23 protein-coding genes and 1 CRISPR repeat array are annotated in these 20,612 nt (G+C 67.1%); of the genes, 13 read left to right on the top strand and 10 right to left on the bottom strand.

Going from position 1 to position 20,612, the window contains the following annotated elements:
- The first annotated feature begins 21 nt into the window (after positions 1 to 21).
- Both TCCBUS3UF1_RS08430 and TCCBUS3UF1_RS08425 read left to right on the top strand, forming a co-directional pair.
- Positions 22 to 2,136: an ATP-dependent helicase gene (locus TCCBUS3UF1_RS08430; protein WP_014516100.1), complete on the top strand. Its 2,115-nt coding sequence runs from the start codon at positions 22 to 24 to the stop codon at positions 2,134 to 2,136.
- Positions 2,137 to 2,146: 10 nt separating this feature from the next.
- A complete protein-coding gene (locus tag TCCBUS3UF1_RS08425) occupies positions 2,147 to 2,860 on the top strand; it encodes a hypothetical protein (protein ID WP_014516099.1) in 714 nt (237 codons plus the stop codon).
- Between the two features lie 14 nt (positions 2,861 to 2,874).
- Positions 2,875 to 3,022: a CRISPR direct-repeat array (repeat unit 26 nt; unit sequence TCCATCCCCACGCGTGTGGGGACTAC).
- Between the two features lie 139 nt (positions 3,023 to 3,161).
- Here the strand turns inward: TCCBUS3UF1_RS08425 and TCCBUS3UF1_RS08420 are convergent.
- Positions 3,162 to 3,569, bottom strand: coding sequence for a disulfide oxidoreductase (locus tag TCCBUS3UF1_RS08420; protein ID WP_041434017.1), 408 nt, complete (start codon positions 3,567 to 3,569; stop codon positions 3,162 to 3,164).
- A 30-nt stretch (positions 3,570 to 3,599) separates the two neighbouring features.
- Here TCCBUS3UF1_RS08420 and TCCBUS3UF1_RS11895 point away from each other — a divergent pair, with 30 nt between their 5' ends.
- On the top strand, positions 3,600 to 3,746 hold the full coding sequence (locus TCCBUS3UF1_RS11895; protein WP_014516097.1) for a DUF5522 domain-containing protein: 147 nt from the start codon (positions 3,600 to 3,602) through the stop codon (positions 3,744 to 3,746).
- Here TCCBUS3UF1_RS11895 and ftsY read toward each other — a convergent pair.
- From ftsY to gltX, 3 genes are read right to left on the bottom strand one after another with little or no spacing between them, the layout of a single operon-like run.
- On the bottom strand, positions 3,743 to 4,657 hold the full coding sequence (gene ftsY / locus TCCBUS3UF1_RS08415) for a signal recognition particle-docking protein FtsY (RefSeq protein ID WP_014516096.1): 915 nt from the start codon (positions 4,655 to 4,657) through the stop codon (positions 3,743 to 3,745). The two genes, TCCBUS3UF1_RS11895 and ftsY, sit on opposite strands and share 4 nt — an antisense overlap.
- A complete protein-coding gene (locus TCCBUS3UF1_RS08410) occupies positions 4,657 to 5,097 on the bottom strand; it encodes a hypothetical protein (RefSeq protein WP_014516095.1) in 441 nt (146 codons plus the stop codon). Before TCCBUS3UF1_RS08410 ends, ftsY begins: the two co-directional genes overlap by 1 nt.
- A gap of 34 nt (positions 5,098 to 5,131) precedes the next feature.
- Entirely contained in the window at positions 5,132 to 6,547 is a 1,416-nt protein-coding gene (gltX, locus tag TCCBUS3UF1_RS08405; protein WP_014516094.1) for a glutamate--tRNA ligase, read from the bottom strand.
- A gap of 54 nt (positions 6,548 to 6,601) precedes the next feature.
- On the opposite strand from gltX, the gene lptB reads away from it, so the two are divergent.
- Together lptB and TCCBUS3UF1_RS08395 are read left to right on the top strand one after the other, a co-directional pair.
- The gene (gene lptB / locus TCCBUS3UF1_RS08400) at positions 6,602 to 7,330 is read left to right on the top strand and encodes an LPS export ABC transporter ATP-binding protein (RefSeq protein ID WP_014516093.1); all 729 of its coding nucleotides are present in this window, start codon (positions 6,602 to 6,604) and stop codon (positions 7,328 to 7,330) included.
- Positions 7,331 to 8,737: a DUF3084 domain-containing protein gene (locus TCCBUS3UF1_RS08395; protein ID WP_014516092.1), complete on the top strand. Its 1,407-nt coding sequence runs from the start codon at positions 7,331 to 7,333 to the stop codon at positions 8,735 to 8,737.
- Here TCCBUS3UF1_RS08395 and prmC read toward each other — a convergent pair.
- The 6 genes from prmC to rpmH form a co-directional block, all read right to left on the bottom strand.
- On the bottom strand, positions 8,684 to 9,502 hold the full coding sequence (prmC, locus tag TCCBUS3UF1_RS08390) for a peptide chain release factor N(5)-glutamine methyltransferase (protein ID WP_041433845.1): 819 nt from the start codon (positions 9,500 to 9,502) through the stop codon (positions 8,684 to 8,686). The two genes, TCCBUS3UF1_RS08395 and prmC, sit on opposite strands and share 54 nt — an antisense overlap.
- Entirely contained in the window at positions 9,465 to 10,052 is a 588-nt protein-coding gene (locus tag TCCBUS3UF1_RS08385; RefSeq protein ID WP_014516091.1) for a R3H domain-containing nucleic acid-binding protein, read from the bottom strand. Before TCCBUS3UF1_RS08385 ends, prmC begins: the two co-directional genes overlap by 38 nt.
- A 9-nt stretch (positions 10,053 to 10,061) precedes the next feature.
- Complete coding sequence (locus TCCBUS3UF1_RS08380; RefSeq protein WP_014516090.1) at positions 10,062 to 11,354, bottom strand: YidC/Oxa1 family membrane protein insertase; 1,293 nt, start codon at positions 11,352 to 11,354, stop codon at positions 10,062 to 10,064.
- Positions 11,351 to 11,593, bottom strand: a complete 243-nt coding sequence (gene yidD / locus TCCBUS3UF1_RS08375; RefSeq protein ID WP_014516089.1) for a membrane protein insertion efficiency factor YidD — start codon at positions 11,591 to 11,593, stop codon at positions 11,351 to 11,353. The genes TCCBUS3UF1_RS08380 and yidD overlap by 4 nt, the downstream gene beginning before the upstream one ends.
- A 5-nt stretch (positions 11,594 to 11,598) precedes the next feature.
- Complete coding sequence (gene rnpA, locus TCCBUS3UF1_RS08370; protein ID WP_231291442.1) at positions 11,599 to 11,871, bottom strand: ribonuclease P protein component; 273 nt, start codon at positions 11,869 to 11,871, stop codon at positions 11,599 to 11,601.
- A 65-nt stretch (positions 11,872 to 11,936) separates the two neighbouring features.
- A complete protein-coding gene (rpmH, locus tag TCCBUS3UF1_RS11615; RefSeq protein ID WP_014516087.1) occupies positions 11,937 to 12,083 on the bottom strand; it encodes a 50S ribosomal protein L34 in 147 nt (48 codons plus the stop codon).
- Between the two features lie 162 nt (positions 12,084 to 12,245).
- On the opposite strand from rpmH, the gene TCCBUS3UF1_RS08365 reads away from it, so the two are divergent.
- The 8 genes from TCCBUS3UF1_RS08365 (at position 12,246) to TCCBUS3UF1_RS08330 (ending at position 20,608) form a co-directional block, all read left to right on the top strand.
- Entirely contained in the window at positions 12,246 to 13,007 is a 762-nt protein-coding gene (locus TCCBUS3UF1_RS08365) for an ABC transporter ATP-binding protein (protein WP_014516086.1), read from the top strand.
- On the top strand, positions 13,004 to 14,938 hold the full coding sequence (locus TCCBUS3UF1_RS08360; RefSeq protein ID WP_014516085.1) for a long-chain fatty acid--CoA ligase: 1,935 nt from the start codon (positions 13,004 to 13,006) through the stop codon (positions 14,936 to 14,938). The genes TCCBUS3UF1_RS08365 and TCCBUS3UF1_RS08360 overlap by 4 nt, the downstream gene beginning before the upstream one ends.
- Positions 14,935 to 15,828 carry a branched-chain amino acid ABC transporter permease gene (locus tag TCCBUS3UF1_RS08355; RefSeq protein WP_014516084.1) on the top strand — a complete coding sequence of 298 codons (894 nt, stop codon included), beginning with the start codon at positions 14,935 to 14,937 and terminating at the stop codon, positions 15,826 to 15,828. The genes TCCBUS3UF1_RS08360 and TCCBUS3UF1_RS08355 overlap by 4 nt, the downstream gene beginning before the upstream one ends.
- The gene (locus TCCBUS3UF1_RS08350; protein ID WP_014516083.1) at positions 15,825 to 16,892 is read left to right on the top strand and encodes a branched-chain amino acid ABC transporter permease; all 1,068 of its coding nucleotides are present in this window, start codon (positions 15,825 to 15,827) and stop codon (positions 16,890 to 16,892) included. The genes TCCBUS3UF1_RS08355 and TCCBUS3UF1_RS08350 overlap by 4 nt, the downstream gene beginning before the upstream one ends.
- 39 nt (positions 16,893 to 16,931) lie before the next feature.
- On the top strand, positions 16,932 to 18,128 hold the full coding sequence (locus TCCBUS3UF1_RS08345) for an ABC transporter substrate-binding protein (protein WP_014516082.1): 1,197 nt from the start codon (positions 16,932 to 16,934) through the stop codon (positions 18,126 to 18,128).
- A gap of 45 nt (positions 18,129 to 18,173) precedes the next feature.
- Positions 18,174 to 19,004 (top strand): ABC transporter ATP-binding protein, encoded by an 831-nt coding sequence (locus TCCBUS3UF1_RS08340; protein ID WP_014516081.1) that lies wholly within the window; start codon positions 18,174 to 18,176, stop codon positions 19,002 to 19,004.
- Between the two features lie 64 nt (positions 19,005 to 19,068).
- Positions 19,069 to 19,809 carry a metal ABC transporter ATP-binding protein gene (locus TCCBUS3UF1_RS08335; RefSeq protein ID WP_014516080.1) on the top strand — a complete coding sequence of 247 codons (741 nt, stop codon included), beginning with the start codon at positions 19,069 to 19,071 and terminating at the stop codon, positions 19,807 to 19,809.
- Positions 19,802 to 20,608 (top strand): metal ABC transporter permease, encoded by an 807-nt coding sequence (locus TCCBUS3UF1_RS08330; protein ID WP_014516079.1) that lies wholly within the window; start codon positions 19,802 to 19,804, stop codon positions 20,606 to 20,608. Before TCCBUS3UF1_RS08335 ends, TCCBUS3UF1_RS08330 begins: the two co-directional genes overlap by 8 nt.
- The last annotated feature ends 4 nt before the right edge of the window (positions 20,609 to 20,612 follow it).

Below are 20,612 nucleotides of genomic sequence, written 5' to 3'. Positions count from 1 at the left end.
CCCCGTGGTAGACTCGGCCCCGTGGATGCTTTCCCGTCGGGGAAACCCCTGGACGAGGCTTGGCTTTCCTCCCTGAACGAGGCCCAGCGCCAGGCGGTCTTGCACTTTGAGGGCCCTGCCCTGGTGGTGGCGGGGGCGGGCAGCGGCAAGACCCGCACGGTGGTCCACCGGGTGGCCTACCTGATGGCCCGGCGAGGGGTGTACCCCTCGGAGATCCTGGCGGTGACCTTCACCAACAAGGCCGCCGAGGAGATGCGGGAGCGCCTCAAGGCCATGGTCAAGGGGGCGGGGGAGCTTTGGGTTTCCACCTTCCACGCCGCAGCCTTGCGCATCCTCAGGTTCTATGGGGAGCGGGTGGGCTTGAAGCCGGGCTTTGTGGTTTACGACGAGGACGACCAGACGGCCCTCCTGAAGGAGGTGCTGAAGGAACTGGGGGTATCGGCCAAGCCGGGGCCCATCAAGGCCCTGTTGGACCGGGCCAAGAACCGCGGAGAGCCGCCGGAAAGGCTTTTGGCCGACCTTCCTGAGTACTATGCTGGGCTTTCCCGGGGCCGGCTTTTGGACGTGCTCCACCGCTACCAGCAGGCCCTCTGGGCCCAGGGGGCCCTGGACTTTGGCGATATCCTCCTCCTGGCCCTAAAGCTTCTGGAGGAGGACCCGGAGGTGCGCAAGCGGGTGCGGAAGCGGGCCCGCTTCATCCACGTGGACGAGTACCAGGACACAAGCCCCGTCCAGTATCGCCTCACCAAGCTGTTGGCGGGGGAGGAGGCCAACCTGATGGCCGTGGGGGACCCGGACCAGGGCATCTACTCCTTCCGGGCCGCCGACATCAAAAACATCCTGCAGTTTACGGAGGACTTTCCCGGGGCCAAGGTCTACCGCCTCGAGGAGAACTACCGCTCCACGGAGCGCATCCTGCGCTTCGCCAACGCCGTTATCGTGAAGAACGCCCTGCGCCTGGAGAAGACCCTGCGTCCAGTGAAGTCTGGCGGGGAGCCCGTGCGCCTCTTCCGCGCCCGGGATGCCCGGGAGGAGGCCCGCTTCGTGGCCGAGGAGGTGCTGCGCCTGGGCCCCCCTTACGACCGGGTGGCGGTCCTCTACCGCACCAACGCCCAAAGCCGCCTCCTGGAGCAGGCCCTGGCCAGCCGGGGCATCGGGGCGCGGGTGGTGGGAGGGGTGGGCTTCTTTGAACGGGCGGAGGTCAAGGACCTTCTGGCCTACGCCCGCCTGGCCCTGAACCCTTTGGATGCGGTGAGCCTGAAACGCGTTTTGAACACCCCTCCCCGGGGTATCGGCCCAGCCACCGTGGAAAAGGTGCAGGCTATTGCCCAGGAGAAGGGCCTTCCCCTCTACGAGGCCTTGAAGGTGGCGGCCCAGGTCCTACCCCGCCCCGAGCCCCTGCGCCACTTCCTGGCCCTGATGGAGGAGCTCATGGACCTCGCCTTCGGCCCAGCCGAGGCCTTCTTTCGCCATCTCCTGGAGGCCACGGACTACCCCGCTTACCTCAAGGAAGCCTACCCCGAGGACCTCGAGGACCGCCTGGAAAACGTGGAGGAGCTCCTCCGGGCGGCCCGGGAGGCCGAGGGGCTCATGGACTTCCTGGACAAGGTGGCCCTCACCGCCCGGGCCGAGGAGCCGGGGGAGGCCGGGGGGAAGGTGGCCCTCATGACCCTGCACAACGCCAAGGGGCTGGAGTTCCCCGTGGTCTTCCTGGTGGGGGTGGAGGAGGGGCTTCTGCCCCATCGCTCCTCGGTGAGCACCCTGGAGGGCCTGGAGGAGGAGCGCCGCCTCTTCTATGTGGGGGTAACCCGGGCCCAGGAACGGCTTTACCTTTCCTATGCCGAGGAGCGGGAGGTCTACGGGCGGCCCGAAGCCAGCCGTCCCAGCCGCTTCCTGGAGGAGGTGGAAGAGGGGCTGTACGAGGAGTATGACCCCTACCGCCTTCCCCCTCCCAAGCCCGTTCCCCCTCCCCACCGGGCCAAGCCTGGGGCCTTCCGCGGTGGGGAAAAGGTGGTCCATCCCCGCTTTGGCCTGGGCACGGTGGTGGCGGCCAGCGGGGACGAGGTAACGGTGCACTTTGACGGGGTGGGGTTAAAACGCCTCTCCCTCAAGTACGCCGACCTGCGCCCGGCTTAGGAGGAAGCCCATGTGGCCCCCTTACCATCAGCCCCGCCCCTTGGTTTTTTTCTATAAAAAGCCCAGCCCCCTCTTTGACCGCCTGGTGGCCGAGGTGACCACGGCCAAGCTGCCCCTTTTCCCTTATCCCGTGGAAACCGAGAACCCCTGGGCTGCCCTTCCTTGCCTCTGGCCCCTGGGGTTTGCGGGTGCGGTGCTGGCCGAGGCCCTGCCCCCGCCCGAGGGGGTGCGCCTCGAGGCGGAGGCGCAGGCGGCTGGCCTCATGGACCTGGCGGTGCCTGGCGCCAAGGGGCTTTGGGGCCAGTACACGGAAGGGGTAGCCCTGGAGCGTTTCTTGGGCCAGCACTTCCCCGGGGCCAAGGCCCTTTGGCTTGGGCCCTTGCGGCCCGCCTTAGCGCCCTTCCTCAGGCCCTTGGCCCAGGTGGCGGTGGCGGCCAGCACCTTCGCCGAGGGGGATAGCTTCCTGGCCCGCCTGCCCGAGCGGGCCAGGGGGCCGGTGGTGGCCCGCGCCGAGGAGGTCCAGGCCCTGGCCTTGCGGGCGGATCTGCTCTTATACGCCGGGGGCCGGCTTTCCCTAGAGCATCTGCAGCCCTTTCACGTCCTTGTGGCCTTGGTTCCCCCGGACCGAGGGGTATGGGAGCGGGTGCAAGCGGTCTACGCCCCCGAGGACCTTCTGGGCGTGCGGGTGCGGGTGATCCTCGAGGGGCTAGGGTATCCGGTTTAGCCAAAGGGTGCCGGTCCATCCCCACGCGTGTGGGGACTACGGTGGGTATGCCGCGCCCCGTGGGGTCCTCAAAGGTCCATCCCCACGCGTGTGGGGACTACGCGACCTCCTCTTCCAGCCAAGAGTGAGGCAACCCTCCATCCCCACGCGTGTGGGGACTACACATGACCCAGACGGCAAAAATCCCAGCTCACCCCCCTTTATGTCCTTTTTAGGGAAGCACTCCGGGAAACCTTGTCAAGATGCCCCCGCGCCTCGAGGGAGAAGCAAAACAGTCTGGCGCTAGCCCTAGCATAGCACCTTACCGCCCCCGCGCTTCTTTCGCCAGCAGGGCCATGCTGACCGCAATCAGCACGAAGGCGATAAGGGCCTGGAGGGGGATGGGAAACTGGGGCATGTACTCCACGGAGCAGGGCACGGGCGGTTTGCAGGCCAGGGTGAAAAGCTCAGGAAACTTCTGCTCCAGGAGGTGGAGGGTGCTGATGCCCCCCCCGATGAGGGAAAGGGCCAGGGCGTAAGGCCAGACGCTGAGGTCCTGCCGCCAGAGGGCTAGGCCCAGCAAAATGGCCTGCGGATACATGAAGATGCGCTGGTACCAGCAGAGCTCGCAGGGCAGGAAAAGGCGCACCTCGGAGTAGTACAGGCTTCCCAAGGTGGCCACCAGGGCCACCATCCAAGCGAAGGTGAGGAGGAGGGGGCCGCGCTTCATCGGCCCCAGCATACCCCTAAACTGTAGCTTGTGAAGGAAGAGCTGAAGGAAGGAGAGGACTATTACAGGGAGGAAGGGAGGGTGGTCTTCACCGAGGCCTACCACCGCAAGCGGGGCTACTGTTGCGGCTCGGGGTGCCGCCACTGTCCCTGGCGGGAGCAAAAAGAAGAGGATTAGGCTTCCAGAAGGGCCTCTACAAAGGCCTCGGCGTCAAAGGGTTGCAGGTCTTCCGGGCCTTCCCCTACCCCGATGAAGCGGATGGGCACCCCTAGGGTGCGCACGATGGGCACCAACACCCCTCCCTTGGCGGTGCCGTCCAGCTTGGTCACGATTACCCCGGTAAGGCCCACAGCCTCGTGGAACCTCTTGGCTTGCTCGAGGCCGTTTTGCCCCGTGACCGCATCCAGCACCAGCCAGACCTCCCCAGGTTCCCCAGGGTCGGCTTTGCCGATGGCCCGTTTGACCTTTTTCAGCTCCTCCATGAGGTTGTGCTTGGTGTGCAGGCGGCCTGCGGTGTCCACGAAAAGGAGGTCGTACCCTCGCGCCTTGCGGGCCTGGGCGGCGTCAAAGGCTAGACCCGCGGGGTCTGCCCCTTCCGCGCCCTGGAGGACGGGGATGCCCAGGCGCTTGCCCCACTCCGCAAGCTGCATGCCCCCGGCGGCGCGGAAGGTGTCCCCGGCGCAGAACATCACCTTTTTGCCCAGCTCCTGGTAATGGCGGCCCAGCTTGGCGATGGTGGTGGTCTTGCCCACCCCGTTGACCCCCACCACCATGACCACGTGCCCCTGGGGCTCCACGGGCTTGGGGTTTTGCGGGCGGAAGCCCAGCTTGCGCAGCGTGGCCCGGCGCGGGTCGGGCTCCAGCATGGCCACCAGCTTTTCCTTCACCGCCTCCTTGAGGTCCTTGCGCCCCGAAGCCCGCACTTGGGCAAGGAGCTCCTCGGTGGCGGCCAGGCCCACGTCGGCGGCCAGGAGGGCCATCTCCAGCTCCTCCAGCACCTCCTCGGGGTTGGCGCCCCAGGGGATGGCCCCGAGGAGTTTTTCCCGCGTTTTGGCCAGCCCCGCCTTCAGGCGGTCCAAGAAGCCCATCAGCGGAAGTTTACCCCGAGGGTGAAGCGCCAGACCTTGGGGAAGTCGGCGAAGCCGTAGACGTAGGTGCTTTCGGCCAAAAGGCCAGTGTAGGGGTCCAGGAGGCCCTCGAGGCCCAGGGTGAAGCTTACCCCAGCGGTGGGCCTAGGCCCCACCACCGCCCCCACGCCTCCGCCGAAGTAGGGGAGAAGGCCCGAGAGGCTGGGCTCGTACTGGCCCAGGTCGGGCTTAAAGAGGAGGGCCCCTTCCAGGGCCACCCCGGGGGCGGCAGGGGCGATCTCCGCGCTCAGCCGGCCCACCAGGTTCTGCCGCAGGCGGTTTTCTACCCCGGCCCCAAAGGTGAGGCCCAGGGTTTCGCCGTAGCCAAAGCGCATCTGAATGGCACTTTGGGCGCTGGCCACGCCCAGTAGCAAGGTGAGGAGGAGAAGAAGCCGTTTCACGCTCCCGAGTCTAGCGCCCTTGCGTGAGATTTCCCTAAGCGCCTTTCCCCAGGGCCCGCTCCAGCCGGGCCAGGGTGCGGGCCTTGCCCAGGAGGGTCATGATCTCAAAGAGCCCCGGGGTTTCCAGGGTGCCGGTGAGGGCCGCCCGCAGGGGCTGGGCCACCTGGCCCAGCTTCAGGCCCTTGGCTTGGGCGAAGCCCCGCAGGAGGGTATCCAAGGCCGCCTCGCTCCACGCCTCCTGGGCTTCCAGGAGGGGTTGGACCTCCTTCAGAAGATCCAGGCCCTCCCTGAGCTTTTCCCTGGCCTTTTCGGTCACAGGGTAGTCCTCCTGGAAGAGGTAAGGGGCTTTTTCTGGAAGCTCTTTTAGGGTGTCAAACCGGGGGCGCATGAGCTCCACCGCCCGCCTCAGGTAGGCCTCGTCCGGCCAGGAAAGGCCCCTTTCCTCCAGGAAGGGCTTCACCCTTTCCGCCACCTCCTCCAGGGATAGGACCTCGCGGATGTACTTCCCGTTCAGCCAGCGCAGCTTGTCCAGGTCAAAGACCGGCCCCCCCAGGGAGACCCGTTCCCAGGTGAAGGCGGCGATGAGCTCCTCGAGGGAGAAGATCTCCCGCCCATCCGGCATGGAAAAGCCCATGAGGGCCAGGTAGTTGCGCAGGGCCTCGGGCAGGAAGCCCTCCGCCTTGTACCACTCCAAGGAGGTGTGGCTTTTCCGCTTGGAGATCTTGGTCTTGTCGGGGTTGCGCAGGAGGGGCATGTGGTAGAACTTGGGGGTTTCCCAGCCAAAGGCCCGGTAGAGGAGGACGTGGATGGGGGTGGAGACCAGCCACTCCTCCGCCCGGATCACGTCCGTCACCCCCATGAGGTGGTCGTCCACCACGTTGGCCAGGTGGTAGGTGGGGTAGCCGTCCGACTTGAGGAGGACCACGTCGGGGATCTCCCCGTTATCGTAGACCACCACTCCCCGGAGCTCGTCCCGCACCTCCGTGGTTCCGGGGCGGGGCACCTTGAGGCGGATCACGTGGGGCTCCCCCCGCCTGGCCCGGGCCTCGGCCTCTTCCGGGGGAATGTGGCGGGCCCGGCCATCGTAGCCTCCCTTTTCCTGGCGGATCCGCTCCAGCTCCTCCGGGGTTTCAAAGGCCCGGTAGGCCCAGCCCCGCCGCAGGAGTTCCTCGGCGTATTGCCGGTACAGGGGAAGCCGCTCGGATTGCCGGTAAGGGCCGTGGGGCCCGCCGATATCCGGCCCCTCGTCGTAGGGGATGCCGAGCCACCTGAGGGCCGCCAGGATCCTTTCCTCGGCCCCGGGCACATACCGAGCCCGGTCCGTATCCTCAATGCGCACCAGGAACCTGCCCCCGTTTTTCCGGGCCCAGACGTAGTTGAAAAGGGCGATATAGGCCGTGCCCACGTGGGGGTCCCCCGTAGGGCTTGGGGCGATGCGGGTCACCACCATACCTCGCCCATTATCTCATCCGGGGCTAAAGGGAGCCCCTTAGGCTAGGGGATAATGGACGGGGAGCTTCTGGCCCAAGGCCTCAGGAAACGCTACGGCCCCAAGGAGGTGGTGAAGGGGGTGGACCTCCACTTGAAGCGAGGGGAGATCGTGGCCCTCTTCGGTCCCAACGGCGCGGGCAAGACCACCACCTTTTACATGGTGGTGGGCTTCATCCGGCCCACGGGAGGGCGCATCTTCCTCAAGGGCCAGGAGGTGAGCCGCCTGCCCATGTACCGCCGGGCCCGCCTGGGCCTCGGCTACCTGCCCCAGGAGCCCAGCGCCTTCCGCCGCATGACGGTGCTGGAAAACCTCCTGGCTGTTTTGGAATTCCAACCCCTTGCCCCAAAGGAGCGCCTGGAGAAGGCCAAGGCCCTCCTGGAGGAACTGGCCATCTACCACCTCAGGGACCGCATGGCCTACGCCCTTTCCGGGGGGGAAAGGCGGAGGCTGGAGATGGCCCGCGCCCTGGCCACCGACCCGGACTTCATCCTTCTGGACGAGCCCTTTACCGGGGTGGACCCTAAGAACGTGCGGGAGATTCAGAAGGTGATCGCCGAGCTCCGGGAACGGCGGGGGGTGGGGGTCTTCATCACCGACCATGCGGTGCGGGAAACCCTGGCCATCACCGACCGGGTCTACGTGATGTACGACGGGGAGATCCTCTTCCACGGCGACCCGGAAACCTTTGCCCGCGACCAGGGGGTGCGGCGCCACTACCTCGGCGAGGACTACGAGCTCTAGATGACCTTCTGGGCCCTCCTCACCCTCATCCTCCTCCTCTCCGCCCTGGTGGCCTACCTGGGGGACAAGGTGGCCAAGTGGGCGGGGAAGCGCCACTACCGCCTCTTTGGCCTCCGCCCGCGGCAGACCGCCACCCTCATCGCCGTGGCCACCGGGGTGGGGATTGCCCTTTTGAGCTACCTGGGCTTTCTCCTGGTCTTCCGCGAGGCGCGGGAGGTGATCCTCGAGGCCGAGGCCGTCCGCCAGGAGCGGGACCGCCTGCGCTCGGAGCGGGAGGTCCTCCTGAAGGCCAAGGAGGCCATGGAGGGGGAGACCGCCCGGGCCCTGGCCGAGCTCAACGCCCTCAGGGCTGAGCGGAAGAGGCTTTATGAGGCTCTGGAGGGGGCCGAAGCCCTGAGGAAGCGCCTGGAGGCCGAGGCCCAGGCCCTGGAAGGGCAGGTGGCGGCCCTGCAGGGGGAGCGGCGGGCCCTTTTGCGGGAGAGGGAGCGGCTTTTGGAAGGCCAAGAGGCGCTTTCCCAGCTGCTTGCGGAGAAGAACCGGGAACTGGGCCACCGCACCCGGGAGCTTGCGGGCCTCGAGGCCCGGGTGAGGGCCCTGCAGGGGGAAGCGAAGCGCCTGGAGGGGGAAAAGGAGCGCCTGCTTAGAGAAAGCCAGCGGTTGGAAGGGGACCTGGCCTTGCTCCAGGCCCAGCTGGAAGAGGCCCGGCGGCAGCGCCAGGCCCTGGCCCAGGAGGTGGTCTCCCTGAAGGAGGCCCTCCTCCGCTCGCGCCAGGAGTTGCGGCAGACGGAGGAGCGCGTGCGTTCCCTTTTGGCCCAGGCCGAGGCCTTGCAGGGGGAGCGGGGCCAGCTGGCCCAGAACCTCGCCCGGCTGGCCCAGGGGTTTTACCTGGGGGAGGTGCGGCTGGGCCAGGAGGAGGGGCAGGCCCTTTTGCAGCAGGTGGCGGAGCGGCGGGCCCTCCTCCAGGGTTTTCGCGGGGCCGAGCTCCTGGGCGGGGCCACGGGGCCGGGCCTGGCTGTGCTGGAAGGGGCGGGCTACCGGGAGGGGCGGCTTCTGGTGAGGGTGCGGTTCTACCCCGAGCGCAAGGCCTTCGCCCAAGGGGAGGTCCTGGCGGCCCGCACCTTCCGCCTCTCCACCCCGGCGCGCCACCAGGAAGCCCTGGAGGCCCTGGGGCAGGAGGTGCGGGGGCGCCTCCTCGAGGCCGGCTTCCCCCCGGAGTACGCCACCTTCCCCTCCGCGGAGGAGCTGGCCCGGGGCCTGGCCCTCCTCCAGGGGCGCAAGGGGGTGGTGCGGGTGGGGGTGGTGGCCGCCAAGGACCTTTGGACGGCGGAGCGTCCCCTCCTCTACTACACCCTCCTAGGCGGGCCGCCGGGCCCGGAGGTACCGATCCCGACCCGCCAGGTCCCGTAGCACCGCCACCTCCTCCCAGCCCCTTTCCCGGAGCTCCTGGGCGAGGAGGTGGACGTTTTCCGGGGCCAGCTCCAGGAGGAGAAAGCCCCCGGGCCTCAGGGCCCTTTCCCCCTCGAGGGCCAAAGGGCGTGCCACGGCCAGGCCTTCCTCGCCGGCGTAGAGGGCCAAGGGGTTCTCGTAGGCCAGCTCAGGGGGGGCCACCCGCCGGTAGGCCTCGGGCAGGTAAGGGGGGTTGGACACCAGGAGGTCCAGCCCCTCCATCCCCGCGGTGAGGGGGGCATGGAGGAAATCCACCTCAAGGCCCAGGCGCCGGGCGTTTTCCCGGGCCAGGGCCAGGGCCCTTTCGTCCACCTCGGTGGCGTAGACCTCGGCCTGGGGGAGGTGGGCCTTCAGGGCTAGGGCGATGGCCCCGGTGCCCGTGCCCACGTCCAGGATGCGGGGTGTTGGGGGAAGGGGGAGGGCCAGGGCCAGCTCCACCAGGCCCTCCGTTTCCGGCCGGGGGATGAGGACCCCTTCCTCCACCCGCAGGGGCAGGCCGAAAAACTCCACCTCTCCCAGGAGGTACTGCAGGGGGTAGCCGGAAAGCCGCCGCCCGAGGAGCCCTTCTAGCCGCGCCTCCGTTCCCGGGGGCGGGGGCTTGTCCAGGCCTAGAAGCAGGTCCCGCCGGGAAAGCCCGGAGGCCAGGGCCAGGAGGTCCCAGGCCTCCCCCTCGGGAAGGCCCGCCGCCTTAAGCCGGGCCTGGGCTTCCCGGAGAAGCCGCGTCACGGGGGTAGACCACCACGTGCCGCTCCTCCCCCTCCCCTTGGCTTTCCGTGGTTACCTGGGGGTGGTTTTTGAGGAGCATGTGCACGATGCGCCGTTCCGAGGGGCGCATGGGGGGGAGGTGCAGGGGCTCGCGGGTCATGGCCACGGTGAGGGCGGCCTCCTCGGCCAGCTTGCGGATCCTTTCCTCCTGGCGCTTGCGGTAGCCGGCGGCGTCCAGCACCACCCGGTACGCCCCGCCAAAGTGTTTGGCCAGCACCACCCCCGCCAGGTACTCCGCGGCCTTCAGGGTCCGCCCCTCCTTGCCGATGAAACGGCCCAGATCCCCCCCTTTTACCTCGGCCCGGAGGAGGTTCCCTTCCTGGCGCACCTCCACGTAATGGGCGGGGTCCAGGCGGAGGAGAAGCCCCACCAGGAATTCTTCCAGCACCTCCTTGGGGGTTTTTTGCCGGGCTTCCCTGCCCGCTTCTTTCAGCTCCACCTCCACCGGGGCTTCCTCCAAGACCCCCAGGTCGGAGAGGAGGTCGTCAATGTTCTTTTTCTTCTCGTCCATGCCTCAAGTTTACGCCGCCAGGGGTTTCAGGCTCCGGTTGATGAGCCACTGCTGCACCAGGCCGATGAGGTTGGAGAGCACCCAGTACAGGGTGACCCCGGAGGGGAACTGCAGCACCAGGAAGATGAAGATGAGGTTCATGAAGAGGCTCTGGCGGATGAGGTCTTTGTTCCCATGGGCGGAAAGCCAGGTGGAGAGGAAGGTGGAGGCCACGTAGAGGGCGGGCAGGACGTAGAAGGGGTCGGGCAGGGCCAGGTCGGGGATCCAGAGGAGGCCCTGGCCGAACTCGTAGTTGGCGATCACCTTCCAGAGGATGAAGAGGATGGGCATCTGGATCAAAAGGGGCAGGCAGCCAGCGGCGGGGTTGACCTTGTGCTCCTGGTAGAGCTTCATGGTGGCCTCCGCCCGCTTGTTGGGGTCGTCCTTGTACTTCTCGTTGATCTTCTGGATGAGGGGCTGGAGGCGCTGTAGCTCCGCCATGCTCTTGAACTGCTGGTGCATGAGGGGCCAGAGGAGGAGGCGCACCACCAGGGTGAGGAAGAGGATGGCCAGGCCCCAGCTTCCCGTGTAGCGGAAGGCGGTTTCCATGAGCCAGAGGAGGCCCAGGGAGAGCTGGCCCCAGATGTTGGGGGCGAAGAGGCCGGGAAGACCCAGGAGGCCTTCCACGTGGAAGCGCACCAGCTCGTTTTGGCCCCCGTAAAGCCTTAGGGGTTTCCCCGGGGCAAGCTGGAGGGTACCCTCCTTGCCCACCAGCTTGCCGCTGAGGGCCTCCTCGGCGAAGGCCACCAGGGCGTAGCCGGCCTTGGGCCGGGTCTGCCAGGCCAGGTAGCGGACCCTTCCCTCCCCGCTAGGCAGGGCCTCCTTTTGCCCCTCCAGGAGCACCTTGGGGGTGCCTTGGGCCGAAAGCTTTAGGGAAAGGGGAAAGCTGGCCTCCACGCTCACCGTGTACCGGCCCCGCTCAATGCGGTAGGTGAGGCTTCCTTCCTTCCCCTGGAAGCGGGCCAGGAGGCGGCCATCCTCCACCAGGAACTCCGCCCGTTCGGGACGGAACCCCTCGGTGGCCACCACGGGTCCATTCCCCGAGAGGTTCGGGGCCCGGGTGTAGTCCCCAAAGGCCGTGCCCTTGTAGGTCTTGACGTACCAGCCCACGATCTGGCCTTCCCCGTTGAAGGCCAGGTCCATGAGGTTGGTGACGGCCACCTTTTCCGGGGTGCCGTCCCCATTTACGTCCTGGTCCTTAAAGCCGGCCTCGAGGGCCAAGGCGGGGACGAGGAGGAGGAGAAGGGCCCAAAGCCGTTTCATCGTGCCCCCTCCTTCCTGGGCGGGAAGACGGAGGGCACCGGGTCTAGGCCCCCCGGGTGCAAGGGATGGCATTTGAGGATCCGCCGTGCCGCCAGATAGCTGCCCCAAAGGGCCCCGTGCCGCTCCAGGGCCTCGAGGGCGTAGGCGGAGCAGGTGGGGTGGAAGCGGCAGGTTTTGGGCTTGAGGGGGGAGAGGAACCTGCGGTAAGCCTGGACCAGAAGGATGAGAAGCCTGCGCACGCCGCCTATTGTACCAGGCGGCTTTTCCTCAGGGCCCGCACCACGTCCTGGAAGAGCTCGGCGAAGGAGGCCTCCCGGGCCTCGGGGTTGGCCACCACCAGGAGGTGGGCCTTGGGCAGGTGAAGGCGGCGGAGGATCTCCCGCAGACGGCGCTTCACTCGGTTGCGCACCACCGCCTTCCCCACCTTTTTGGAGACCACGATCCCCACCCGCAGCTCCGGACCGGGAAGCCACTTGACGCTCACAAACCGGCCCCGCCCCGCCTGCCCCTTGCGCAGCCGGCTGAAGGCCCGGTCCCCTTTGAGGGAAAGAAGCTTGCCCCCCGGGATGGGGGGGCCTGCCTTTAGGCGTTCACCTTGGGCGTGAGCCGCCAGCGCCCTTTCTGCCGCCGGCGCTTCAGCACCTTCCTGCCGCCTGGGGTCTTCATGCGGGCCCGGAAGCCGTGGGTCTTGGCCCGCTTCCTCCGGTTGGGTTGCCAGGTCCTTTTCATCCATTTCCCTCCCTGGGGCCTTGGCCCCCGATACCCTAAAGAGTGTAGCACAAGAAGAGGTGTACCGGGTCTAACGTTTTTTTACACCTTGACGGCATAACGTTGACATTTCCCCCGGCTCCCCCTTATACTTCCCGGCAAACAGTTGTCAGGGAGGAACCCGTGGCCCAGCTTCTGGTGGAGAACGTGACCCTTAGCTTTGGCGGCGTGGCCGCCCTCTCCGCGGTATCCCTCCAGGTGGAGGCTGGGGAGCTGGTTTCCGTCATCGGCCCCAACGGGGCGGGGAAGACCAGCCTCCTCAACGTGATCTCGGGTTTTTACCATCCCCAGCGAGGACGGATTCTCTTTGAAGGCCGGGACCTGACCCGGGCCAGCCCCCACGAGGTGACCCGGCGGGGCATCGCCCGCGCCTTCCAAAACATTGAGCTCTTCTCCGGGCTCACGGTCCTGGAGAACCTCCTCCTGGCCCGGCACACCTACCTGGACTACGGCCTGGCCCAGGCGGGCTTCTTTTACGGCCGGGCCCTGGCCAAGGAGGTGGAGAACCGCCGGGCGGTGGAGGAGGTCATTGACTTCATGGAGCTGGAGCCCTACCGCAAGGCCCTGGTGGGGAACCTCCCCTATGGGGTGCGCAAACGGGTGGAGGTGGCCCGGGCCCTTTCCCTTTCCCCCAAGCTCCTCCTCCTGGATGAGCCCATGGCGGGGATGACCCTCGAGGAGAAGGAGGACATGGTCCGCTTCATCCTGGAAATCCGCGCCCAGGGTACCACGGTGATCCTCATTGAGCACGACCTCTCCGTGGTCATGGACATCTCCGACCGGGTCTACGTTCTGGACTTCGGCCAGGTGATCGCCCAAGGCGCCCCGGAGGAGGTGGCCAAAAACCCCCGGGTGCAGGAGGCCTACATGGGGGTGGGAGCGTGAAGGCCTTAAGGCCCTCCTATGAGATGAAGGCCTACACCCTGCCCCAGCTCCTCCGCCGCCGGGCCTTGGAGGAAGGGGACCGGGTGGCCTTGCGGGAGAAGGACTACGGTATCTGGAATGAGATCACCTACGCCGAGTACTACGAGAAGGTCCTTCTCTTCGCCCACGGCCTCCTCTCCTTGGGCTTTGCCCCCGGGGAGCGCCTGGCCATCATCGCCGACAACATCCCCGAGTGGCTCTACGCCGAGCTTGGGGCCCAAGCGGTCCGGGGCATCAGCGTGGGGGTCTACCAGAGCTCCCTGCCCGCGGAGATCGCCTACATGCTCACCTACACCGGCGCCAGCATCGTGGTGGCCGAGGACCAGGAGCAGGTGGACAAGCTTTACGAGATCCGCAACGAGATCCCCCAGGTGCGCCACGTCATCTACGAGGACCCCAAGGGGATGCGGGGCTACCGGGACCCCTGGCTCCTCTCCTTTGAGGAGGTATTGGAGCGGGGCCGGGAGCACCGGAGGCGCCACCCTGAGGCAGTGGAGAAGCTTCTCCTCTCGGCCAGCCCCGAAGAGGTCTGCCACCTCTCCTCCACCTCGGGCACCACGGGCCGGCCCAAGGCGGCCATGCTCCGCCACCGCAACCTGATCCACATGGGGGTGGCCCTGCAGGAGGTGGACCCCCTTCTCCCCACCGACGACTACCTCTCCTTCCTCCCCCTGGCCTGGATCGGGGAGCAGATGATGTCGGTGGCCATGGCCCTCACCGGGGGCTTCGCCGTGAACTTCCCCGAGGCTGTGGAAACCGCCATGCAGGACCTCAAGGAGATCGGCCCCCACGTGATGTTCAGCCCCCCAAGGGTGTGGGAGAGCATCCAGAGCCAGATCTGGGTGCGGATGTCGGAAAGCTACGCCTTCAACCGCTTCGTTTACGAGCGCCTTCTCCGGGTGGGCTACCGGGCGGCGGAGTACCGCATGCGGGGAAAGCCCATGCCCCTAGGGTTGCGCCTGGCCTACTGGCTGGCGGACCAGGTGCTTTTCAAGCCCCTGCGGGACCAGCTGGGCTTCTTGCGCCTGCGGCGGGCCTATACCGGTGGGGCGGCCCTGGGTCCAGATGTTTTCCGTTTCTTCCACGCCATCGGGGTCAACCTGAAGCAGATCTACGGCCAGACCGAGATCATCGGCATCGCCTTCGTCCACCGGGATGGGGACGTGCGCCACGATACCGTGGGCCTGCCCATCCCGGGGACCGAGGTGCGCATCAGCGAGGAGGGGGAGATCCTCTGCCGTTCGGATGCGGTGTGCGCCGGATACTGGGAGAGGCCCGAGGCCACGGCGGAAACCTTCCGCGACGGCTGGCTCCACACCGGGGATGCGGGCTACCTCACGGAGGATGGCCACCTGGTGGTCATCGACCGCCTCTCGGACGTGATGCGCACCCAGGGGGGGACGGCCTTCAGCCCCCAGTTCGTGGAGAACAAGCTCAAGTTCTCCCCCTACATCAAGGAGGCCGTGGTCTTCGGTGACCGCAAGCCCTATTTGGCGGCCTTCATCAACATTGATCCCCAGACGGTGGGCAAGTGGGCGGAGGACCGGGGCCTGGCCTACACCACCTACCTGGACCTCTCCCTCAAGCCCGAGGTGGCCGCCCTGGTGCGCCAGGAGGTGGAGCGGGTGAACGGGGAGCTCCCGGAGGAGCTAAAGATCCGCCGCTTTGTCCTCCTCTACAAGCTCCTAGACGCAGACGACGAGGAGCTTACCCGCACGGGCAAGGTGCGGCGGGGGCTCATCGCCAAAAAGTATGCCCCCCTGGTGGAGGCCCTTTACTCCGGGACCAAGGAGGTGGAGGTGGAGGCGGAGTACCGCTACCAAGACGGTACCGTGCAGCGGGTGCGGGCCCAGGTGCCCGTTTTGGATCTGGGGACGGAGGTGTTGGCGTGAGTTTCCTGGTGGAGCTTCTCGTTTCCGGGGTGGTCCTGGGGCTCATCTACGCCCTGGTGGCCCTGGGCTTTGTCCTCATCTACAAGGCCAGCCGCGTGGTGAACTTCGCCCAGGGGGAGCTGATCGCCATCGGGGCCTTCTCCGCCCACTTCTTCCTAAGCGTCCTGAAGCTTCCCGTGGTCTTGGCCTTCCTCCTGGCCCTGGCCTTCACCGCCTTGGTGGGCTACCTTCTGGAGCGGGTCTTCCTCAAGAGGCTGGTGGGCCAGCCCATCATCTCCGTCATCATGGCCACCATTGGCCTGGCCTTCTTCCTGGACGGCCTGCTGCACCTCACCCCCTACGGGGCGGGGAGCTACGGCTACCCCCGTTTCCTGCCCGAGGGAGGCATCGTCTTCCTGGGGGCGCGGATCGCCTACCCCCAGCTTCTGGCCCTGGGGCTCACGGTGGCCTTCCTCTTCCTCTTCACCTGGTTCTTCCAGCGCTCCACCTTAGGGGTGGCCATGCGCAGCGTGGCCGACGACCAGATGGCCGCCATGAGCCTGGGGGTTTCCGTGGCCAAGGTCTTCGCCCTGGCCTGGGCAGCGGCGGGGCTTTCCGCGGCGGCGGGAGGCGTGATGGTGGGCACCATCGCCGGGCTCAACCTGGACGGCCTGGTGCACATCGGCCTGCGGGTTTTCCCCGTGGTGATTCTGGGGGGCTTGGACTCCATTCCCGGGGCGGTGGTGGCGGGGATCCTCATCGGGGTCTTGGAGAACCTGGCGGCTGGGTTTTTGGACCCCTATATCCCCGGAGGCGGCACCCGGGATGTCTTCCCCTTCCTAGTCCTCCTTCTGGTCCTTTGGTTCAAGCCCCATGGCCTCTTTGGCACGGAGGAGATTGAGCGCGTATGAGAAACCCCTGGGCACAGACCGGCAACTACCGTACCCGTTACCCCCAGGACGCCAGCCTCTTCGCTACCCATAGGGAGTTGGTTTCCCTCCTCCTTTTCCTGGGCTTCCTCCTCGTTTTGCCCCAGCTTCTCTCCCGCACCCAGGTTTTCATCCTGGACCTGATCCTGGTCTACAGCGTGGCCGTGCTGGGCCTCAACATCACCACCGGCTACGCCGGCCTCATCAACATCGGCCAGGCGGCCTTCATGGGGGTGGGAGCCTATACCGCGGCCCTCCTCGCCCCCCAGGGCCTGCCTTTCTGGCTGGTGATCCCCCTGGGGGGGCTGGTGGCGGCCTTCTTCGGCTTTCTGGTGGGGATCCCCAGCCTAAGGGTCAAGCACCTTTACCTGGCCCTGGCCACCTTGGCCTTCCAGGTGGTCTTTGAGTGGACCGTGGGCCACATGCCCCTCCTCAAACAGGGCGGGGCCATGGACATGCCCCGGGCCAGCTTTCTGGGCTACGAGGCGGGCTTCCGCAACCACTTCCACTTCTGGTACTACGTTTCCCTGGCCACCTTGGTCCTCCTGGCCCTTTTCTTCCGCAACCTTCTCCGCACCAAGTACGGCCGGGCCCTGGTGGCCGTGCGGGACAACGACCGGGCGGCGGATGCCATGGGCATGGACCCCGGGCGCACCAAACTCTTCGCCTTTGCCCTGGGGGCCTTTTATGCCGGGGTGGCAGGGGTGCTTTACGCCTACCTCTCCCGGGCGGTGGTCATTGAGGACTACGTCTTCGCCCACTCCGTCAAGTACCTGGCCATGGCCATCGTGGGGGGCCTGGGCACCCTGGTGGGCAGCTTCCTGGGCCCCCTTTTCCTGGTCCTTTTGGACGTGAACATGGAGTCCCTGTCCAACCTCATCAAGGCCTTGGGCTTCAACGTGGCCGGGGTGGACGTGGCCAGCGCCCTGCGCCCCCTGGCCTTCGGCCTCATCATCGTCCTCTTCCTCATGTTTGAGCCTCGAGGCCTCTACAACTGGTGGCGCATCGTGCGGAGCTACTTCCGCACCTGGCCCTTCAAGTACTAGGCGACCCCCCCTTAGGGGTCTCAAATGGGAGGGATGAGCATGCGAAAGGCTATCTTGGGTGTGTTGGCGGCGTTGGGGTTGGCCTTGGGCCAGCAGCAGGTGACCCTCTTCTGGTCCGGGGCCATTACCGGGGCCACCTCGGAGACCGGGGCCCCCTATGGCGCGGGGATTGAGGACTACTGCCGGCACATGGCCCGGTCCATCCCGGGGATCGTCCTGAACTGCGTGGTACGGGACGACCGCTACGACAACGCCACCACGCAGCGCCTCTTTGAGGAGGCGGTGGACCGCTTCAAGATCCCCATCTACCTGGGCTACAGCACGGGGGGCATGCTGCAGATGAAGGCCCTGGTCCAGGAGCTGAAGATCGTCACCATGCCCGCCTCCAACCACGTGGGCCTCATTGACCCCCCCAACGGGGACTACTTCTTCATCCCCGTCTCCACCTACTCGGAGCAGGTGGTGGCCCTCCTGGAGTACATCGCCAAGCAGAAGCGAGGGGCCAAGGTGGCCCTGGTGGTCCACCCCTCCCCCTTTGGCCGGGCCCCGGTGGAGGACGCCAGGAAGGCGGCGCAGCAGCTGGGCCTGCAGATCGTGGACGTCCAGGAGGTGGGTGGCGGCAACCTGGACAACACCGCCCTCCTCCGGCGCTTTGAGGCCGCGGGGGTGGAGTTTGTGGTCCACCAGAACGTGGCCGGCCCCGTGGCCAACATCCTGAAGGACACCCGCAGGCTCGGCCTTTCCGGCAAGATCCGCCACCTGGGGGCGGTGTACACCGGCGGGGTGGACCTCATCGCCCTGGCGGGGGAGGCGGCGGAGGGCTTCCTCTGGGCTAGCCCCTATTTCACGCCCCAGGACGACACCCCGGGCATGCGCCTGCAGAAGGAGCTGGTGGCGCGGTTTGGCCGTCCCGCCAGCTACGCGGAGAACCACAACTACACCGCGGGCATGCTGGCCGCGGCCATCGCCGTTGAGGCCATCCGCCGGGCCCAGGAGCGCTTCAAGCGGGTGACCAACGAGACCGTCTACCAGGCCATCGTGGGCATGAACGGGCCCAACGCCTTCAAGCCGGGCCTGGCGGTGTCCACCAAGCTGGGGATTGAGGTGGACTTCACCAAGAGCGAGCGCACCGGGGCCGAGGGCCTGCGGATCCTCGAGGTCAAGGGCGGCCGCTTCGTGCCCATCACCGAGCCCTTCACCTCCGCCCTCTTCCGCCGCGTCCACTACGGCCAGTAACCCCCTTGGCCCGGGGGGAGATCCCCCCGGGCTCCCTTTGCCGCCATGAGCCTGAACCCCACGCGTCCAGAAGATTTGGGTCCCATCCTCCTCCTGGTCAACAACATTGAGGTGGTCTACCACGACATCATCCAGGTCCTGCGGGGCGTTTCCCTGAAGGTGCCCGAGGGGCGGATCACGGCCCTTTTGGGCCCCAACGGGGCGGGGAAGACCACCACCCTTCGGGCCATCTCCGGCCTCCTCATCCCCGAGGACGGGGAGGTGGTGCGGGGGGAGATCCTCTACCGGGGGGAGCCCATCCACAACCGCCCGCCGGAGGAGATCGTGAAGCTGGGCATCGTCCAGGTGCTGGAGGGCCGCCGGGTCTTCAAGCACCTCACGGTGGAGGAGAACCTGCGGGTGGGCACCCTGACCCGGCGGGAAGGCCAGCTGAAGGAGGAGCTGGACCGCATCTACGGCTACTTCCCCCGCCTGGCCGACCTAAGGCATCGGCTGGCCGGCTACTGCTCCGGGGGGGAGCAGCAGATGATCGCCATTGGCCGCGCCCTCCTGGCCAAGCCCCGGCTCCTCCTACTGGACGAGCCCTCCCTGGGCCTGGCCCCCCTCTTGGTGCGGGAGATCTTTGACATCGTGGCCCGGGTGAACGCCGAGGAGGGGGTTACCGTGCTGGTGGTGGAGCAAAACGCCCGGGTGGCCCTCTCCATCGCCCATTACGGCTACATCATGGAGACGGGACGGATCGTGCTGGAGGGGGACCGGGACTACCTCCTGGAGAACCCCGACGTGCAGGAGTTCTACCTGGGGGTGGCCAAGGGAGGTGGGCGCAAGAGCTTCAAGGAGGTCAAGGCCTACAAGAGGCGGAAGCGCTTCATGTAGCCCTGGGGGCGGGGGCTCTCCCCCTGCCTTGACGATAAAATGATAATGCGGTATCGTTATTTTTATGTGGGCCCTCGAGGTGGAAGGCCTCTCCGTACGCTTCGGGGAGTTCCGGGCCCTGGAGGAGGTTGCCCTGCGGGTGCCCGAGGGGGCCTTCGTGGCCATCGTAGGCCCCAACGGGGCGGGGAAGAGCACCCTCTTGAAGGCGGTGCTGGGTCTTGTGGCCTTCCGGGGAGAGGTCCGGGTCTTTGGACGGTCCCCGGCGGAGGCTGACCCCCTCTGGTTCGGCTACGTGCCCCAGCTCAAGACCTTTGACCGCACCTTTCCCGCCTTGGCCCTGGAGCTGGTGGCCACGGGGCTTCTGCGGCGCTGGCCCTTCCGCCTCTCCCGGGAGGTGCGGCAAAAGGCCCTGGAGGCCCTGGCCCAGGTGGGGGCCGAGGGGTTGGCGGAGCGCCCTCTGGGCCGGCTTTCCGGAGGGCAGCTCCAGCGGGTCTACCTGGCCCGGGCCCTGATCCGCAGGCCGCGCATCCTCCTCCTGGACGAGCCCGCCACCGGGGTGGACCGGGTGGGGGAGGTGGACCTCTACCGCTACCTGGAGGCCTACCAGGAGGCCTCGAGGGCCACGGTCCTCATGATCACCCACGACTGGGAGGCGGCCCACCACGCCAGCCACGTCCTGGTCCTGAACCGGCGGGTGGTGGGCTTTGGCCCCCCGGAGCGGGCCCTGAGCGAGGAATGCCTGCGCCAGGCTTTCGGCCACCTGGGCCATGCCCACGGCCTCTTCGTGGGGGGCGGCCATGCTTGAAGCCCTGGCCTACCCCTTCTTCCAGCGGGCCCTCCTGGCCGGGCTCCTGGTCAGCCTCCTTTCCGGGCTCCTCTCGCCCTTGGTGGTGCAACGGAGGCTTTCCTTCCTGGGGGATGGCCTGGCCCACGCAGCCTTCGCCGGGGTGGCCCTGGGGCTTTTCCTGCGGGGGGAACCCCTTGGGTTTGCCCTCCCCTTCACCTTCTTGGTGGCCCTGGCCATCACCTTCGTCAAGGAGCGGACCGAGCTTTCCGAGGACACCGCCATCGGGGTCTTCTTCGCCCTTTCCGTGGCCCTGGGGGCGGTCTTCCTGGCCAAGGCCAAGGGGTACGTGGGGGACGCCATGGGCTACCTTTTCGGCTCCCTCCTGGCGGTGGGGCCCGCCGACCTTTGGGCCTTGGGCCTGGTGTTCCTCCTGGGCCTATTCCTCCTGCCCCTTTGGGGCCCTTTGGCCTACGCCACCCTGGATCGGGAGCTGGCCCTGGCCGACCGGGTCCCCGTGGGGCGCCACGACTACCTGCTTTCCGGCTTCATCGCCGTGGCCTTGGTCCTGGCGGTCAAAGTGGTGGGCATCCTGCTGGTGGCGGCCTTTCTGGTCATCCCTGGGGCGGCGGCGCGCCTACTTGCCCGCACCTTTGCCGGCCTCACCCTCCTCTCCCTTCTCCTCGCGGCCCTTTCCACCCTCATTGGCCTCCTGGCCTCCTTCCTCCTGGACTGGCCCAGCGGGGCCAGCGTGGTCCTGGTGCAGGCCCTTTTCTTTGCCCTGGCCTTCACAAAAACCCTATTCCCAGGCGGCAAATAGGGGT

This window comes from Thermus sp. CCB_US3_UF1, from assembly GCF_000236585.1.
Classification (GTDB): domain Bacteria; phylum Deinococcota; class Deinococci; order Deinococcales; family Thermaceae; genus Thermus.
Note: the sequence above shows the minus strand (reverse complement) of the source record. Positions and strands in the feature narration are given on the sequence as shown.

Bases quoted from the DNA above. Each gene is read 5' to 3' on its own strand.
- gltX (WP_014516094.1), bottom strand. From the start codon at position 6,547: ATGGTGGTGACCCGCATCGCCCCAAGCCCTACGGGGGACCCCCACGTG.
- TCCBUS3UF1_RS08345 (WP_014516082.1), top strand. From the start codon at position 16,932: ATGCGAAAGGCTATCTTGGGTGTGTTGGCGGCGTTGGGGTTGGCCTTG.
- TCCBUS3UF1_RS08340 (WP_014516081.1), top strand. From the start codon at position 18,174: ATGAGCCTGAACCCCACGCGTCCAGAAGATTTGGGTCCCATCCTCCTC.
- TCCBUS3UF1_RS08420 (WP_041434017.1), bottom strand. From the start codon at position 3,569: ATGAAGCGCGGCCCCCTCCTCCTCACCTTCGCTTGGATGGTGGCCCTG.
- TCCBUS3UF1_RS08350 (WP_014516083.1), top strand. From the start codon at position 15,825: ATGAGAAACCCCTGGGCACAGACCGGCAACTACCGTACCCGTTACCCC.
- TCCBUS3UF1_RS08330 (WP_014516079.1), top strand. From the start codon at position 19,802: ATGCTTGAAGCCCTGGCCTACCCCTTCTTCCAGCGGGCCCTCCTGGCC.
- ftsY (WP_014516096.1), bottom strand. From the start codon at position 4,657: ATGGGCTTCTTGGACCGCCTGAAGGCGGGGCTGGCCAAAACGCGGGAA.
- rpmH (WP_014516087.1), bottom strand. From the start codon at position 12,083: ATGAAAAGGACCTGGCAACCCAACCGGAGGAAGCGGGCCAAGACCCAC.
- TCCBUS3UF1_RS08395 (WP_014516092.1), top strand. From the start codon at position 7,331: ATGACCTTCTGGGCCCTCCTCACCCTCATCCTCCTCCTCTCCGCCCTG.
- TCCBUS3UF1_RS08385 (WP_014516091.1), bottom strand. From the start codon at position 10,052: ATGGACGAGAAGAAAAAGAACATTGACGACCTCCTCTCCGACCTGGGG.
- lptB (WP_014516093.1), top strand. From the start codon at position 6,602: ATGGACGGGGAGCTTCTGGCCCAAGGCCTCAGGAAACGCTACGGCCCC.
- TCCBUS3UF1_RS08425 (WP_014516099.1), top strand. From the start codon at position 2,147: ATGTGGCCCCCTTACCATCAGCCCCGCCCCTTGGTTTTTTTCTATAAA.
- TCCBUS3UF1_RS08335 (WP_014516080.1), top strand. From the start codon at position 19,069: ATGTGGGCCCTCGAGGTGGAAGGCCTCTCCGTACGCTTCGGGGAGTTC.
- TCCBUS3UF1_RS08380 (WP_014516090.1), bottom strand. From the start codon at position 11,354: ATGAAACGGCTTTGGGCCCTTCTCCTCCTCCTCGTCCCCGCCTTGGCC.